At 61.3% G+C, this 15588-nt stretch carries 13 protein-coding genes; 9 read left to right on the plus strand and 4 right to left on the minus strand.

Annotated features, from left to right (window positions below):
- The first annotated feature begins 11 nt into the window (after nt 1-11).
- From BMH52_RS13610 to BMH52_RS13635, 6 genes are all read left to right on the plus strand, one after another.
- Entirely contained in the window at nt 12-338 is a 327-nt protein-coding gene (locus BMH52_RS13610) for a DUF1820 family protein (protein ID WP_003215457.1), read from the plus strand.
- Between the two features lie 223 nt (nt 339-561).
- Nucleotides 562-2616, plus strand: coding sequence for an NAD(P)-binding protein (locus BMH52_RS13615; RefSeq protein WP_032904149.1), 2055 nt, complete (start codon nt 562-564; stop codon nt 2614-2616).
- 38 nt (nt 2617-2654) lie between these two features.
- A complete protein-coding gene (locus BMH52_RS13620; RefSeq protein WP_019818062.1) occupies nt 2655-3413 on the plus strand; it encodes a transporter substrate-binding domain-containing protein in 759 nt (252 codons plus the stop codon).
- A gap of 30 nt (nt 3414-3443) precedes the next feature.
- Nucleotides 3444-4160, plus strand: a complete 717-nt coding sequence (locus tag BMH52_RS13625) for an ABC transporter permease (protein WP_014720068.1) — start codon at nt 3444-3446, stop codon at nt 4158-4160.
- Nucleotides 4157-4867 carry an ABC transporter permease gene (locus tag BMH52_RS13630; RefSeq protein WP_014720067.1) on the plus strand — a complete coding sequence of 237 codons (711 nt, stop codon included), beginning with the start codon at nt 4157-4159 and terminating at the stop codon, nt 4865-4867. The genes BMH52_RS13625 and BMH52_RS13630 overlap by 4 nt, the downstream gene beginning before the upstream one ends.
- An 8-nt stretch (nt 4868-4875) precedes the next feature.
- Nucleotides 4876-5988: a succinylglutamate desuccinylase/aspartoacylase family protein gene (locus BMH52_RS13635; protein ID WP_073843938.1), complete on the plus strand. Its 1113-nt coding sequence runs from the start codon at nt 4876-4878 to the stop codon at nt 5986-5988.
- On the opposite strand, the gene BMH52_RS13640 is transcribed toward BMH52_RS13635, so the two are convergent.
- The 4 genes from BMH52_RS13640 to BMH52_RS13655 all read right to left on the minus strand — a co-directional run bounded on the left by BMH52_RS13640 (nt 5989) and on the right by BMH52_RS13655 (nt 9522).
- A complete protein-coding gene (locus BMH52_RS13640) occupies nt 5989-6543 on the minus strand; it encodes a tetratricopeptide repeat protein (RefSeq protein WP_014720065.1) in 555 nt (184 codons plus the stop codon).
- Between the two features lie 226 nt (nt 6544-6769).
- Complete coding sequence (gene hemL, locus BMH52_RS13645) at nt 6770-8053, minus strand: glutamate-1-semialdehyde 2,1-aminomutase (protein WP_019818059.1); 1284 nt, start codon at nt 8051-8053, stop codon at nt 6770-6772.
- Between the two features lie 11 nt (nt 8054-8064).
- A complete protein-coding gene (gene thiE, locus BMH52_RS13650; RefSeq protein ID WP_072435483.1) occupies nt 8065-8694 on the minus strand; it encodes a thiamine phosphate synthase in 630 nt (209 codons plus the stop codon).
- 30 nt (nt 8695-8724) lie between these two features.
- Nucleotides 8725-9522, minus strand: coding sequence for a hydroxymethylpyrimidine/phosphomethylpyrimidine kinase (locus BMH52_RS13655; RefSeq protein ID WP_014720062.1), 798 nt, complete (start codon nt 9520-9522; stop codon nt 8725-8727).
- A 275-nt stretch (nt 9523-9797) separates the two neighbouring features.
- Between BMH52_RS13655 and BMH52_RS13660 the strand changes: the two genes are divergently transcribed.
- From BMH52_RS13660 to amn, 3 genes are all read left to right on the plus strand, one after another.
- A complete protein-coding gene (locus BMH52_RS13660; RefSeq protein ID WP_073843940.1) occupies nt 9798-12197 on the plus strand; it encodes a hybrid sensor histidine kinase/response regulator in 2400 nt (799 codons plus the stop codon).
- Nucleotides 12198-12265: 68 nt separating this feature from the next.
- The gene (locus BMH52_RS13665; protein WP_072435486.1) at nt 12266-13918 is read left to right on the plus strand and encodes an acyl-CoA dehydrogenase family protein; all 1653 of its coding nucleotides are present in this window, start codon (nt 12266-12268) and stop codon (nt 13916-13918) included.
- Nucleotides 13919-14101: 183 nt separating this feature from the next.
- On the plus strand, nt 14102-15574 hold the full coding sequence (amn, locus tag BMH52_RS13670; protein ID WP_161981173.1) for an AMP nucleosidase: 1473 nt from the start codon (nt 14102-14104) through the stop codon (nt 15572-15574).
- Nucleotides 15575-15588 lie beyond the last annotated feature (14 nt).

Genomic DNA, 15588 nt, shown 5'->3' on the forward strand with positions numbered 1-15588 from the left:
GTTCGCCCACCATGACCAAACGTGAAGCTCCAATCTATAAGGTGATTTTCCTCAACCAGGGCCAGGTGTTCGAAATGTACGCCAAGCAGATCTATCAAAGTGATCTGTGGGGCTTCCTGGAGGTGGAAGAGTTCGTCTTTGGCGAGCGCACCCAGTTGGTGGTCGATCCGGGCGAAGAAAAGCTCAAGGCCCAGTTCGAAGGGGTAGTGCGCAGCTTTGTGCCCATGCATTCGATTGTGCGCATCGATGAAGTCGAGCGCTTGGGGACGCCGAAGATCAGTGAAGCTCGGGGCATGAGCAATGTGATGCCGTTTCCGATGCCGATGCCTGAGAAGTGATCTGCAATTAATTTGTAGGGCGTTTCCGAAACTGCCTCTCAATGGATAGACATTTTGTTTGAAAGATAGCAAATTTTGTTTATTCAGAGAGGGCATCATGAATATACCAATAATAAGAAAACCTCGAAGTTTCCCCCGTTCGACTGCGTTTAATCACGCCACTCATTAGCGCCAAGTTCCAACACGCCTTCATTAACGAACTGACCTGTTCGGGAGTAGCCCTGTGCGCGATCCTCGCTATGACATTCTGTTTGAACCGGTGCAAATAGGCCCGGTGCGTACCCGCAATCGCTTTTATCAAGTTCCGCACTGTAATGGCATGGGCCACGTGCACCCCTCGGCGATGGCGCGCATGCGCGCAGTGAAAGCCGAGGGCGGCTGGGGCGTGGTGTGCACGGAAGAATGCGAAATCAGCCCGCTGAGCGAGTTCTCCCCTTATATAGAAGCGCGTCTTTGGGATGAACGCGATATTCCTGCACTGGCGCGCATGTGTGAGGGGGTACACCGTCACGGGGCGTTGGCTGGGGTAGAGCTGGCATTCAATGGTTACTCGGCGCCCAACCGCTACAGTCGCGAAATTCCCTGGGCGCCTTCCAATACCCCGGTGCGCAGTTACGACCCGGTGCAGGCTCGGGCCATGAGCCATGCCGATATCCGGCAATTGCGCGCCCTGCATCGAGCCGCCGCATTGCGCGCCCGGGAGGCGGGTTTCGACATTATCTATGTGTACGCCGGCCACGACTTGAGCGTGCCGTTCCATTTCCTCACGCCACGCAATAACCGGCGTACCGACGAATACGGCGGTACGCTGAAAAACCGTGTGCGCCTGTTGCGCGAGTTGATTGAAGACACTCGCGACGCAGTGGGTGATCGGTGTGCCGTAGCGGTCCGCCTGGCGGTGGATGAGCAAATGGCCGACGGCCTCAGCCGCGAGGGCGAAGGTGCCGAAATCTTCTCGATGCTGGCGGACCTGCCGGACTTGTGGGACGTCAATGTCGCCGATTGGTCCAATGACAGCGTGACGGCGCGCTTTGCCGGGGAGGGTTACCAGGAGGCCTTCCTGCTGGGGCTCAAGGCGCTGACCAGCAAGCCCGTGGTGGGCGTCGGCCGCTTCACTTCGCCGGACACCATGGTGTCTTTGGTTCGCCGTGGCGTACTGGACCTGATCGGGGCGGCCCGCCCTTCGATTGCCGATCCGTTCTTGCCCAAGAAGATTGAAGAGGGGCGCGCCGAGGAAATTCGCGAATGCATCGGCTGCAATGTATGTGTCAGTGGCGACCACACCAGCACGCCCCTGCGCTGTACACAGAACCCGACCATGGGCGAGGAGTGGCGGCGTGGCTGGCACCCCGAGTCGGTCAACCGTACGCAGCAACCCGGCCGGGCGCTGGTGGTCGGCGCCGGGCCATCCGGGCTTGAGTGTGCACGGATCCTAGGTGCGCGAGGGATGGAAGTGGCCCTGGTCGACAGCCTGCGCACCCTAGGCGGGCGTGTAGCGTTGGAAGCCCGGCTGCCGGGGCTGGCGAGTTGGGCACGGGTGATTGACTATCGACTGGATGCGTTGAGCCGCATGCCGTCAGTCGAGATCTATCGGGAAAGCCCCTTGCAGGCCCAGGATGTGCTGGATTTCGCCGCCGAGCATGTGTTCATCGCTACGGGTTCCCATTGGCGGCGGGATGGCTTGGGACGCGCCTTGCGCTCCCCCTTAACGGGCCTGGAGAGCCTGCCCGTGCTGACGCCTGATGACCTGATGGCGGGGGTGTTGCCCACTTCGCCGGTGCTGCTGTTCGATGACGATCACTATTACATGGGCAGCGTGCTGGCCGAACACCTGGTGGCGCGGGGTGTGGAGGTGATATTCGTCACCCCTGCGGCGGACGTGGCGGCCTGGACCCATAACACTCTCGAGCAGCACCGCATTCAGCGTCGTCTGATGCAGTTGAATGTCACGATCATACCGTCCCATACGCTGGTCAGCGTTAAGCCAGAGGGTGTGGTAGCGGGCTGCATCTACACCGAACGTACGCGGTTGATCCCAGCTGCAGCCTTGCTGCTGGTCACTTCCCGGGAGCCTGAGCAGGCGCTGTATCAGGCCTTGAACAACTCACCCGAACAGTTACAGGCGGCAGGCATCCGAACGCTGACGCTGATCGGCGACTGTGTGGCGCCGGGCACCATTGCGGCGGCGGTGTATTCAGGTCATCGCATCGCACGTGAGTTCGATGCGCCCGAAGGCTCGCTGATAGTGCGGCGGGAAATTCCATTTATCGAGGTGTAGTCAGTCCGACTGTTCAATCAATAACGAGGAATACAATAATGAAAAAAATACTCCTGATGTTATTCACCACACTCCTTATTAATTCATCGTTGTTTGCCAGCGATTATAAAGTGATCCGTTTCGCTGCCGATCCCAACTATGCGCCCTTTGCTTATAAAGACAGTACGGGCACTTTGACCGGTTTTGAAATAGATATTGGCAATGCAATTTGTGCACATTTGAATGTTCGCTGCCAATGGGTCGAGAGTGACTTTGACGGCATGATTCCCAGCCTCAACGCCGGCAAGATCGACGCCATCCTTGCTTCAATGACCATCACTGCCGCTCGGCAAAAGGTCATCGACTTTTCCTCGGAGGTGTTTTCCAGTCCCACCGCCATGGTGATGCGCCCTGGCACTGAGCTTTCCACAGGCATGGCCGTCGGCTATTTGCAGGGCAGTACTCAAGAAGTGTATGCCCGGCAAGTGCTCGCCGGGCAGGGTATGAAGGTGGTGGCTTATGCCGATCAGGAGCAAGTGTACGCGGACCTGCTGACAGGGCGTTTGCAGGCATCGCTGCAGGATGCTCAGCAAGCACAGAGCGGATTTTTACGTTCACCCCAAGGCGTCGGGTTCGTGCTGGGCCCGTTGATTGACAGCGAGTTGATGCCGTCCAAAAGCGGCATTGGCATCGCCAAGGGCAACCACACGTTGAAAGCGCTGTTGGATAAGGGGCTGGCTGCCCTGCACGCCGATGGCACCTACGCTCGCCTGCAAGAGCAGTACTTCCCCGGAGTGAACATGTTCAGCGGCCAATAACCGCCCTCAACGGCCAGCGAGGACACAATCATGCTACCTGCCTTCACTCAATTCGCCGCGTCCCTGGGCGGTTTTTTGCCGATGTTACTGCACGGGGTCTGGGTCACCCTGCAACTGGCACTGTTGTCATTGCTGCTGGGGCTGATCCTGGGCCTGCTGGGGGCAGGCGCCAAGCTGTCCAGGGTCAGGGCATGGCGCCTGTGCGCGCAGGTGTATACCACCTTGATTCGCGGGGTTCCGGACCTGTTGTTGATGCTGTTGATTTTCTACGGGTTGCAGACAGGCCTGAGTCGTCTGACCAGCGAATTGGGCTGGGCCTACATCGATGTCGACCCTTTCAGCGCCGGCGTGATCACTCTGGGGTTTATCTACGGCGCCTATTTCACCGAAACCTTTCGCGGCGCGTTGCTGGCTGTGCCCCGGGGCCAGTTCCAGGCTGCCAAAGCCCTTGGCCTGACCTTCAGGCAGAGTTTTGTGCATGTGATATTCCCGCAAATGATGCGGTTTGCCCTGCCGGGGCTGGGCAATAACTGGATGGTCTTGCTCAAGGCCACGGCGTTGGTGTCGATCATCGGCTTGGCAGACTTGGTGAAAGTGGCGCAGATGGCGGGCAAGAGCAGTCAGCAATTACTGGCTTTTCTGCTGCTGGCGGCGCTGGTTTACCTGTTGCTCAGCAGTGTTTCAAACGCGGCGTTGCGCTGGCTGGAGCGTCGGTATGGTGACGGTGTGCAGGAATCATCATCATGATCGAGCTTATCCAGGAGTATTGGCGGCCGTTTATCTATTCTGACGGCCAACAAATCACCGGCCTGGCCATGACCTTGTGGCTGACTAGCGCCTCTTCGTGCCTGGGCCTGCTGTTGGCGTTGCCACTGTCCATTGCCAGGACGTCCAGCCGACGCTGGCTGCGTTGGCCGGTGCAAAGCTTTACCTACGTGTTTCGCGGCACACCGCTGTATATCCAGTTGCTGATCTTCTACACCGGCATCTACAGCATTGGCGCCGTTCGCGAGCAACCGTTGCTGGATGCTTTTTTTCGCGAAGCGCTCAATTGCACCCTTCTGGCGTTTGCCCTCAATACCGCGGCCTACACCACGGAAATACTCGCGGGCGCGATCCGGGCGATGCCGCGCGGTGAAATCGAGGCTGCACGGTCGTTGGGTTTCGACGGTTGGAAGCTTTACGTGCACTTGATCATGCCCTCGGCCCTGCGCCGGTCGTTGCCCTACTACAGCAATGAAGTGATCTTCATGTTGCATTCCACCACCCTGGCGTTCACGGCAACGGTGCCGGATATCCTGAAAGTCGCACGGGATGCCAACGCTGCAACCTTCCTCACCTTCCAATCCTTTGGCCTGGCCGCGGCGCTCTACTTGTGCATTACGTTCGCGTTGATCTGCCTGTTCCGTCTGGCAGAACGACGCTGGCTGAGCTTTCTTGATTCGAATCGATAGGAGGCGATATGCAGACTTGCAGACATGAACTGTTGACGGCTGTGCCAGGCACCACGCGGCATATTCATAGTTTTCATTACGGCCCAGCCGATGCGCCGAGCAAGGTTTACATCCAGGCTTCCCTGCACGCCGATGAGTTGCCGGGGATGTTGGTGTTGTGGCATCTCAAACAACGGCTGGCAGATCTGGAGGCCAAAGGTGCGCTGCGTTGGCAGGTGGTGCTGGTGCCGGTGGCCAATCCGCTGGGGTTGGAGCAGGTGCTGATGGACGTGCCGCAGGGGCGCTTCGATAACGACAGTCGAGAGAACTTCAATCGCTTCTTCGTCGACGTCAGCCAGCAGGTCGGGGATCAGGTCCAGGATGTTCTGACTGATGATCCTGCGCATAACCTGCACCTGATCCGCGCGACCTTGCGGCAAACCCTTGTCAGCCAGGTGCCGGGGACCCAGCTGCATTCCCTGCGCCTGGCCCTGCAAACGCTGGCCTGTGACGCCGACAGAGTGCTGGACCTGCATTGTGATTTCGAGGCGGTGCAGCACCTGTACCTGGCACCGGACGCCTGGCCCCAGGTGGAACCGCTGGCGCGGTACCTGGGCGCCCGGGCCTGCTTTATGAGCCCGGACGCGGGCGGGCATTCGTTCGACGATTGCTACACCTTGTTCTGGGCACGGATGCAGGCGCGTTTCCCTGGGGTCTTTGCGGCGCCGGGTTTTGCCGTGACCGTGGAGTTGCGCGGCGTGGCTGATGTGAGCCACGGGCTGGCGCGACAGGATTGTCAGGCGTTGATCAACTATCTGACTTTGCAGGGAGGCGTTGAGGGGCAAGCGCCTCCACTACCGGCGTTATTGAGTCCGCCAACACCCTTGGCGGGGGTCGAGCCGGTGGTGAGTGCGGTGGGAGGCTTGATTGTGTTTTGCGCGCAGGTGGGGGATTACCTGGAAGCAGGACAAATCGTGGCGCACGTCATCGATCCGATTACAGACCGTGTGACCGAGGTAGCGTGTGAGCGTGCAGGGCTTTTGTATGTACGATCAATACGCCGAATGGCAAGCGCCGGTATGGCGATTGCCCACGTCGCAGGGGTCACGGCGTATCGACAGGGCTACCTGTTATCGCCGTGATCAAGGCAGGGGAGAGAAAGGCGAACGCCCATCGGCGCTCTGCAACTCCTGCAGGTAGTTGCGGAAAATCTGCCCCAGCACCTGGGTCGCCACTTCCAGTTCATCGCGCTGCATGTGCTCGGCGACTTCGTCGGCGGTGTCCAGCGCGTCTTCGGCGCCATTGACCGCGGCCATTTTCAGCACGATGTACGCCTGAATGTTGTTGGCCGGCACGCCTTCGCCTTTGAAGAACATGTTGCCCAACTGGTATTGCGCCTGGGCGTGGCCCTGCAACGAGGCTTTCTCGAAGTAGCTCAACGCTTTGTTGAGGTCAACGGCCGGGTTCTTGCTGTCGTGGTAGTACTCGCCCAACTCGTATTGCGCCTGCGCATCCCCGTCCTCGGCCTGTTTCTGGCACGCGCTCAGGGCTTCGGCCTGGCTCTCTGGCTGGGTATTGAGGGTGCAACGACCCATCGCTGGAATTAACAACGAGTTGCCGCCGGCCTGGGCATGTGCCAGTAGCGGTTGAAGGAGCAACAGGCAGCCCAGAACCAGGGTGCGGCCGGTGCGTTTCATGGGAATCGACTTACCTCTGACGGGGCGCGCGGACCCTCGAGGGAGTCCAATAAGCGCGCATTATGAAATAAGCAGGCCTCTGCTTACAAAGTCTTTACTCGTTTTTCTGCTGCTTGGGCAAGTTATCTGCCGGATTGCAGTGCAATTCTCGAAAAAACCAGGAATTCTCTGTAAGCAAAGTAGCAAATCTGACGCTGCCAGGGGCAACGTCAGAGGTTGCCGTCACTTATTTCAGGGCCGCGAAGGCGCGCTCGGCAGCATCCAGGGTCAATTTCAGTTCGGCTTCGCCATGGGCAATCGAGGTGAAGCCGGCTTCAAAGGCGCTCGGCGCCAGGTACACGCCGCCTTCGAGCATCAGGTGGAAGAAGCGCTTGAACAGCTCGGCATCGCTGCCCATCACGTCATCGAAGGTGACGATATCGTCGGCGCCGCTGAAGTACAGGCCGAACATGCCACCGGCCTGGGTGGTCACAAACGGGATGCCGGCGGCGTCGGCGCGTTGTTGCAGGCCGTCGAGCAGGCGCGTGGTGTAGTCGGTCAGCTCGGCGTGGAAGCCCGGGCGGCTGATCAGGCGCAGGGTGGTCAGGCCGGCGGCCATGGCCAGTGGGTTACCCGACAAGGTGCCTGCCTGGTATACCGGGCCGAGCGGGGCGATGTGTTGCATGATCTCGCGCTTGCCGCCGAAGCAGCCTACCGGCATGCCGCCGCCGATGATCTTGCCGAAGGTGCTCAGGTCTGGCGTAACGCCGTAGTAAGCCTGGGCGCCACCGAGGGCGACCCGGAAACCGGTCATCACTTCGTCAAAAATCAGCACCACGCCATGCTTGTCGCACTGCTCGCGCAAGCCCTCAAGAAAACCCGGGGCCGGTGGAACGCAGTTCATGTTGCCGGCAACCGGCTCGACGATGATGCAGGCAACGTCCTGGCCGACTTCGCTGAGCATCTGCTCGACGGCTGCGATGTCGTTGAACGGCAAGGTCAGGGTGTGCTTGGCGAATGCCGCAGGTACGCCAGCGGAATTGGGGACGCCCTGGGTCAGCGCGCCGGAGCCGGCTTTCACCAGCAGGCTGTCGGAGTGGCCGTGGTAGCAGCCTTCGAACTTGATGATGTTGTCGCGGCCGGTGAAACCACGGGCCAGGCGGATCGCGCTCATGGTGGCTTCGGTGCCGGAGCTGACCATGCGCACCATTTCCATCGACGGCACGATCGAGCAGACCAGGTCGGCCATCTCGGTTTCCATCGCGGTCGGGGCGCCGTAGGACAAGCCGTGTTGCAGTTGCTGGCGCACCGCCTCCAGCACATCCGGATGGCTGTGGCCGAGGATCATCGGGCCCCAGGAGCCGACGTAGTCGACATAGCGCTTGTCGTCTTCATCGGTGACGTAGGCGCCTTCGGCATGCTTGAAGAACAACGGCGTGCCGCCCACGCTCTTGAACGCACGCACGGGGGAGTTCACACCGCCGGGGATGTGTTTCTGGGCGTTGGCAAACAGGGTTTCGGAACGGGACATGATCGGGCTCTCTAAACTGAAGATTTAAGAAGGTCGTTGAATGCACGGGCGCGGCGCGTGACTTCCTGGGTGCTGTCGGCACCGAACAGGCCATGGACCACGGCGAGCAGGTCAGCCCCGTGGGCCACCAGCGGCTCGGCGTTTTCCAGGGTGACGCCGCCGATTACGCAGATCGGCAGGTGCAGGCGCTTGCGGGCCTGGGCCAGCATGTCAACGGTGGCGGCGGGTGCGCCGGGTTTGGTCGTGGAATTGAAGAAGCGGCCGAAGGCGACGTAGCTGGCGCCTTCTTTGGCGGCCTGTTCGGCCAGTTCGATCTGGCTGTGGCAGGTGGCGCCGATGATCGCCTTGGCGCCGAGCAGTGCCCGGGCCGAGGTCAGCGGGCCGTCGGTCTGGCCCAGATGTACGCCGACGCCCAGTCGCGCGGCCAGTTCGGCATCGTCGTTGATGATCAATTGAGTCTTGTAGCGCGAGCACAGTTCATAGAGCTTTTCGGCTTCACGCAGGCGCCGTGTCTCGTCGCTGCTTTTGTCGCGGTACTGCAACAGGGTGACGCCACCGTCCAGCGCCGCCTCGACGTAGGCGAGGAATTTGCCGGCCAACAGTTGGCTGTCGGTAATGGCGTAAAGGCCGCGTAGTTTCATCGGGCAAACCCCTTGCTGACGAGCGATAAGTTACGAGCAGAAATCCAGCGGCAATCGACGCGGCACGAACTGGCCCTGGCCGAGTTGTTCGGCATCACGCAGGGTACGCCACGTGTAGTTGAGAGCCGTTTGCACGGCGCTGGCCAAACCTTCGCCTTGGGCAATGCGCCCGGCCAGCGCACTGGCCAAGGTGCAACCCGAGCCGTGATAACCGCCGGGCAAACGCTGGCAGGTAAAGGTCTGGCGCGTGCCGTCGCGGCTGTACAGGCGGTTGTGCACTTCGTGCTCGTCGCCATGGCCACCGGTGATCAGCAGGTGCTTGATGTACGGCAACAGCTTCTCGGCGCAGTCGTCGGCGCTGCCGTCGGGCAGTTCCGCGAGGATGCGCGCTTCGGGCAGGTTGGGGGTGGCGATCAATGACAAGGGCAGCAGCCGCTCGCGCATTGCATAACCGACCTCGTCCTTGCCCAGGCTACCGCCGCCGCCGGCGCGCAGCACCGGGTCGCAGACCACCGGCAAATGCGGGTGCGCCTGCAGCAGTTCGACCACGGTGTCGACCATCGCGGTGGAGCCGAGCATGCCCAGCTTGACTGCCGCAACTTCAGAGTCGCCGAGCACGGCATTGGCCTGGGCCAGTACCCACTCACGGTCAAGCACGCGGAAATCACTGACATTGACAGTATTTTGCACGGTCAACGCGGTGACGGCCGGGGCCGCGTGGCAACCCTGGGCGAGCAGGGCTTCGATATCTGCCTGCAGGCCGGCGCCACCACTGGGGTCGTGGCCGGAGAGACAGAGGACAACGGGGCGAGAGCTGTAGATATTCATGGTGCGCGAGCTTACCACCAAACGCTTTTTGCGTGGCTGCCTGGCGATGGCAGGAGTTTGCCGCTGCGGCGCGATTTGCCGTGGCTGAGCGCTGCACTGAGATGAGCTGAAAGCATTGCCCTAGAGCTGTCCTAAAAAAAGTTCCCGCGGTGGCTAATGGCTTTTACTGGCTATGCTAAAGTGCATCCAAACAACTTACTGTATCGCCGGTGTACGTCTTCTCAAAAGGAATGGGGGGCTTTTGACACAACCGGACCAGGCTACGCTGGGGCTCTATGCGCTATTTGCTGATTTTTTTATTGTGCGGGCTGCCGATGCTCGCCAGCGCCGTCGAGTTCAACCAGGACACGCGAAGCCTCCCGTTGGGCCGGGTCATGCAAGTGCTCGAAGACCCAACCGATGCCCTCACCATCGCCGATGTCAGTTCCCCCGCCTATGCCGCCCAATTCAAGACCCACGACAAAGACACGCTCAATGCCGGCTATTCACGCTCGGTGTTCTGGCTGAAGGTCAACCTGCACTACACCGCCCAAGATCCCCGGGCACCACGCACCTGGTTTCTGGAACTGGCCTACCCGCCGCTCAATCGCCTGGACCTTTACCAGGACGACGGCACTGGTCACTTCCGCCTCACCACCCGCACCGGCAGCGCGTTGCCGTTTTCCAGCCGTGAGGTGAGCCAGAGCAACTACCTGTTCAAGCTCAGCTTCTTGCCCGACCAGCAACAAACCGTCTACCTGCGCTTGCAAAGCCAAGGCTCGATCCAGGCACCACTGACATTGTGGGCCGGCACCGCCTACATGGAGGAGCAGCCGCTGCGCTTGTACGTGCTCGGCGCCATCTACGGTGTGTTGCTGGGCATGCTGATCTACAACCTGTTTATCTACCTGAGCGTGCGCGACACCAGCTACCTGTATTACATCCTCTATATCGCCTCGTTCGGCTTGTATCAGCTGTCGGTCAATGGCGTCGCGGTGGAGTACTTCTGGCCGAACAACCCGTGGTGGGCGAATGCGGCGGTGCCCTTCCTGATCGGCTCGGCGGCCTTGTTCGGCAGCCTGTTCGCGCGCAGCTTCCTGCACACCGCGCAGCACAGCCGCTGGCTCAACCGTATCCTGCTGGCGCTCGCGGCCTGTGGAGGGTTGGTGATGGCACTGGCGTTGTTGACCAGTTACGCCGTGGCCCTGCGCCTGGCCACTGCGCTGGCGCTGGTGTTTACCGTGACCATCTTCGTGGCGGCCATCAAGGCCTGGTATTGCGGGCAGCGCATGGCGCGTTATTTCATCATCGCCTGGTCGGCTTTCCTGCTCGGCGGGGTGGTCAACACCCTGATGGTGCTGGGTTACCTGCCTAACGTGTTCCTGACCATGTACGCCAGCCAGCTCGGCTCAGCCATTGAAGTGGCGCTGTTGTCCCTGGCCCTGGCCGACCGCATCAACGGCATGCGCGAACAGCAGGCGCAGATTCTCCTCGATGCCAGCCAGAAGCTGGAAGCGCTCAACCAGCAACTGGCCCGCAGTAATCGCCTCAAAGACGAATTTCTCGCCACCCTGACCCACGAATTGCGCACGCCGATGAACGGTGTGATCGGCTCGCTGGAGCTGATGCAAACCGTGTCATTGGACGATGACCTGACGCAGTACCAGCAAACCGCCGCCGGCTCGGCGCGGGACATGATGCGCATGGTCAACGGCATCCTCACCCTCACCGAATTGCAGGCCGGTCGCCTGGTGGCCCAGCCGCAAGTGTTCAGCCTGCGCGGCACGCTCGATACCTTGCGCCAGCAATTCACCGGCAGCGCCCAGAGCAAAGGCCTGGCGTTCTCCATTGATGTGGCCGATGAGGTGCCGGACCGGCTGATCGGCGACGCCGACAAACTGCTCCAGTGCCTGGATTGCCTGCTCGATAACGCTTTCAAATTCACCCACGTCGGCGCGGTGCGCTTGCGAGTGGTGGGCGTGCCCCAAGGGGATGGCGCCTTGCACCTGAGCTTTATCGTCACCGACACCGGTATCGGCTTCGCCTTTCTCGATGAGGCCACGCTGTATCAGCGTTTCTTTCAGTTGGACGGCTCGATGACGCGTGAATACGGCGGCCTGGGCATTGGCCTGGCGATCTGCCGGCAGTTGATCGAACTGCTGGGCGGGCGCCTGACCCATCATTCTGAGCCCCGTAAAGGCAGTCGCTTCCAGTTGGAAGTGGACGTCAGCGCCGTGCCGCAGCAGGTGACGCCCGCCACGCAAACGCTGCCTGCACAGCGTGCGCCTCAGGAGTGCACGGTGCTGTTGGTGGACGACAACAGCGTGGGCCAACTGGCGGTGCGTGGCATGTTGCTCAAGCTCGGTTACCGGGTCAAAACCGTGGACAGCGGCCCGGCGGCACTCGCTGCGTTGCAAGCGCACAGCTTCGACGCCGTGCTGCTGGATGTGCCAGAGGGTGGCTTTTCGTTGTGCTGTCAGATTCGCGCATTGCCTGGCTGCGGTGAATTGCCGGTGATCGCCCTGAGCTCTTCGCCCAATGGGCCGGAGCGTGAGCGCTGCCATGGCATTGGCATGACGGATCGGCTGGCCAAGCCGGTGCGTTTCGATGCTTTGCAGGCGGCACTTGAACGTAGCGTGCTGTGCGCGGATGAGGGTGAAAGCGCCGAACATTCGGCGCGTATGCCACTTTTTTAAGGTCTTGCACGGTGCTTAACTGAATTCCGGGCCACTGTTCATGCGGCCTTTTTTCCAGGAGGCCCGTCATGAACCTGCATCAGTTTGCCGAAACCCACGACGTCACCAACCAGCCACCGTCCCTGGACGGCACCAACCTGTATCGCATCGACTTGCCTTTGCAGGAATGGTCACGCCGCTTTGGCGCCGGCTGGGCCCAAGCGCGCATTGATGCCTACGGCGCGCTGGCGGGTGGGCCGTTGATGGCAGCCGGCTTCCTGGCCAACCAGAACAAACCGGTGTTCAGCAGCCATGACCGTTATGGCCATCGCATTGACCTGGTTGAGTTTCACCCGGCTTATCACGAGCTGATGCGCACCGCCGTCGAGCATGGCCTGCCGTCGTTGCCGTGGGCCCATCCCCAGGCGGGCGCCCATGTGGCGCGTGCGGCGATGACCTACCTGCACAGCCAGGCCGAAGCCGGCAGCGGCTGCCCGCTGACCATGACCTTCGCCTGCGTCCCGGCCCTGCGCCTGCAACCGGAGCTGGCGGACCTCTGGCTGCCTAAAGTCCTCAGTACCCAATACGACCCCCGCAATGTCGGCATCGCCCACAAGGCCGGCGCTACTATCGGCATGGCCATGACCGAGAAGCAGGGCGGCACCGACGTGCGCGCCAACACCACCCGCGCTTACCCCGTGGGCGCGAGTGGCCCTGGCCAAGCCTACGAGTTGGTGGGGCATAAGTGGTTCTGCTCGGCACCGATGTGCGATGGCTTTCTGACCCTGGCCCAGACCGACAAGGGCCTGACCTGTTTCCTGCTGCCCCGGCACCGCCCGGATGACACGCGCAACGAGTTCTACATCCAGCGCTTGAAGAACAAACTCGGCAACTGCTCCAACGCCTCCAGCGAAGTGGAATTTCGCGGCGCCCTGGCGTGGATGGTCGGTGAAGAAGGCCGCGGCGTTCCAACCATCATCGAAATGGTTGCCATGACCCGCTTCGATTGCATGGTCGGCTCCAGCGCCTTGATGCGTCAGGCGCTGACCCAGGCCAGCCATCACTGCGCTCATCGGCAGGTGGGTGGCCGCGTGCTCAGCGAGCAGCCGCTGATGCAGAACGTGCTGGCCGACCTGGCCCTGGAAAGCGAAGCGGCCCTGGCCTTGAGCCTGCGCATGGGCCGCGCCCTGGATCATCTTGATGATGCGCATGAAGCCAAATTCGCCCGGCTGGTCACGGCCGTGGGCAAGTACTGGATCTGCAAACGCGCGCCCGCGATGATCAACGAAGCCGCCGAATGCATGGGCGGTGCCGGGTATGTGGAGGACAGCATCCTGCCGCGCCTTTACCGCGAGGCACCGGTGAATTCGACGTGGGAAGGTTCCGGCAATGTGCAGTGCCTGGACGTATTGCGTGCCCTGTCCAAAGAGCCGGGGGTACTGGAGGCGTTGTTTGTGGAGCTGGGCGATGGCCACGGCGACAAGCAGTTGGCGCGGCATATCGAGCAGTTGAAGGCGGCATTCATGGACACCCAGGACATCCAGTATCGGGCGCGGCAACTGACCGAGGACATCGCCCTGGCGTTACAGGCCAAGTTGTTGCTGGAGGCGGGTAATGCGGCGGTGAGTGATGGGTTTATCGCCAGCCGGCTGGGTGAATCGTCGGGGCGGGTATATGGCACCTTGCCGCGTGGCGTCGACGTGGAAGCAATTGTCGCCCGCTCAACCCCGCAATCGCTCTGAATAAACACAATCCAAATGTGGGAGCTGGCTTGCCGGCGATAGCGGTGGTGCAGCCAGCAATTATGTAGCTGATAGACCGCTATCGCAGGCAAGCCAGCTCCCACCTATCAACGCATTCCACTTCTGGTGTTTCGGTGAGGCTTGGATACAGGCAAGATAAAGGCCTGCAAGTCAGAACACAGGATGCTTACCGTGACCGAAGCTTTTGTTGTCGTTAAAACCGCCGAAGAAGCCGTGGACCGGCTGGCGGCGCTGCATGAGCGTGCCACTGGCGCGCTCAACCAGGCGCTCAAGCAATACCTCAAGGACCGCGTCGAGCCCGACGCCGAGCAGCGCGCATTGTTTCGCTACCCGGAACTGCGCTTGACCTACCACTGCCACGGTGAAGTCCCCCAAACCACTCGGGCGTATGCCAAGGTGCAACTGCCGGGGACCTACAGCGTCACCGTGACCCACCCGGCCGCGTTCCGTAAGTACCTGCTGGAGCAACTGGTGCCGCTGATGCACGACTTCACCGTCACGGTGGAAGTGGGCGTCAGCCAGCAGAACATCCCGTACCCCTATGTGGTGGAGCAGGGCGATGAACTGGCCGGCTCCGGCGTCACCGCCGCGACCCTGGCCCGTGTATTCCCCAGTACCGACCTGTCCGCCGCCACCGACGGCATTGCCGATGGCCTGTACGACTGGGAAAACACCGACCCGCTGCCCCTGGCCCTGTTCGATGCCGCCCGTGTGGACTTTTCCCTGCGCCGCCTGGTGCATTACACCGGCAGCGACTGGCGCCATGTACAGCCGTGGATCCTGCTGACCAACTACCACCGCTACGTGGACCAGTTCATCCTGCATGGCCTGGAGCAACTGCGCAGTGACCCGCGTTTTATCCGCATGGTGCTGCCGGGCAACGTGGTCATCGACAAGAGCATGGACCACGGCGAAGCCTCGGCCATTGCCGCCGGCGTGGTCTGGCACCGCTACCAGATGCCGGCGTATCACCTGCAGGCCACTGACGGCCACGGCGTGACCCTGGTGAACATCGGCGTGGGCCCGTCCAACGCCAAGAACATCACCGACCACCTGGCCGTATTGCGCCCGCATTGCTGGCTGATGATCGGCCACTGCGGCGGCTTGCGCCAATCCCAGACCATCGGCGACTACGTACTGGCCCACGCCTATATGCGCCGCGACGGGATTCTGGACCGTGTAGTACCGCCGAACATCCCGATCCCGGCCCTGGCCGAAGTGCAGCTGGCGCTTCAGCAAGCGGCGGCGAAAGTCACCGGCGAAAAAGGCGAAGAGCTGAAAAAACGCCTGCGCACCGGTACCGTGCTGACCTACGACGACCGTAACTGGGAACTGCGCTGGGCCCAGGAGCGGCCGCTGATCAACCTGTCTCGCGCCGTGGCCGTGGACATGGAAAGCGGCACCATCGCCGCCCAGGGTTACCGTTTGCGCGTGCCTTACGGCACCTTGTTATGCGTATCCGACAAGCCGCTGCACAGCGAGATCAAGCTGCCGGGTTCGGCCAACGCGTTCTACGAGCGTGCGGTCAGCCAGCATTTGAAGATCGGCATCGAGGCGGTCGACCTGTTGCGCACCGAACTCAACTCGTTGCACTCGCGCAAACTGCGCAGCTTCGACGAACCGCCGTTCCGCTAAGCGGTTGGGATGGT

Origin of the sequence: Pseudomonas sp. BTN1 (assembly GCF_001907715.1) — a bacterium.
Taxonomy (GTDB): Bacteria; Pseudomonadota; Gammaproteobacteria; order Pseudomonadales; family Pseudomonadaceae; genus Aquipseudomonas; species Aquipseudomonas paracarnis.

Excerpts from the sequence above, each read along its gene's own strand:
- BMH52_RS13610 (WP_003215457.1), top strand. The coding sequence starts at position 12 with ATGACCAAACGTGAAGCTCCAATCTATAAGGTGATTTTCCTCAACCAG.
- BMH52_RS13620 (WP_019818062.1), top strand. The coding sequence starts at position 2,655 with ATGAAAAAAATACTCCTGATGTTATTCACCACACTCCTTATTAATTCA.
- BMH52_RS13625 (WP_014720068.1), top strand. The coding sequence starts at position 3,444 with ATGCTACCTGCCTTCACTCAATTCGCCGCGTCCCTGGGCGGTTTTTTG.
- BMH52_RS13630 (WP_014720067.1), top strand. The coding sequence starts at position 4,157 with ATGATCGAGCTTATCCAGGAGTATTGGCGGCCGTTTATCTATTCTGAC.
- BMH52_RS13635 (WP_073843938.1), top strand. The coding sequence starts at position 4,876 with ATGCAGACTTGCAGACATGAACTGTTGACGGCTGTGCCAGGCACCACG.
- BMH52_RS13640 (WP_014720065.1), bottom strand. The coding sequence starts at position 6,543 with ATGAAACGCACCGGCCGCACCCTGGTTCTGGGCTGCCTGTTGCTCCTT.
- hemL (WP_019818059.1), bottom strand. The coding sequence starts at position 8,053 with ATGTCCCGTTCCGAAACCCTGTTTGCCAACGCCCAGAAACACATCCCC.
- thiE (WP_072435483.1), bottom strand. The coding sequence starts at position 8,694 with ATGAAACTACGCGGCCTTTACGCCATTACCGACAGCCAACTGTTGGCC.
- BMH52_RS13655 (WP_014720062.1), bottom strand. The coding sequence starts at position 9,522 with ATGAATATCTACAGCTCTCGCCCCGTTGTCCTCTGTCTCTCCGGCCAC.
- BMH52_RS13660 (WP_073843940.1), top strand. The coding sequence starts at position 9,798 with ATGCGCTATTTGCTGATTTTTTTATTGTGCGGGCTGCCGATGCTCGCC.
- BMH52_RS13665 (WP_072435486.1), top strand. The coding sequence starts at position 12,266 with ATGAACCTGCATCAGTTTGCCGAAACCCACGACGTCACCAACCAGCCA.
- amn (WP_161981173.1), top strand. The coding sequence starts at position 14,102 with ATGCTTACCGTGACCGAAGCTTTTGTTGTCGTTAAAACCGCCGAAGAA.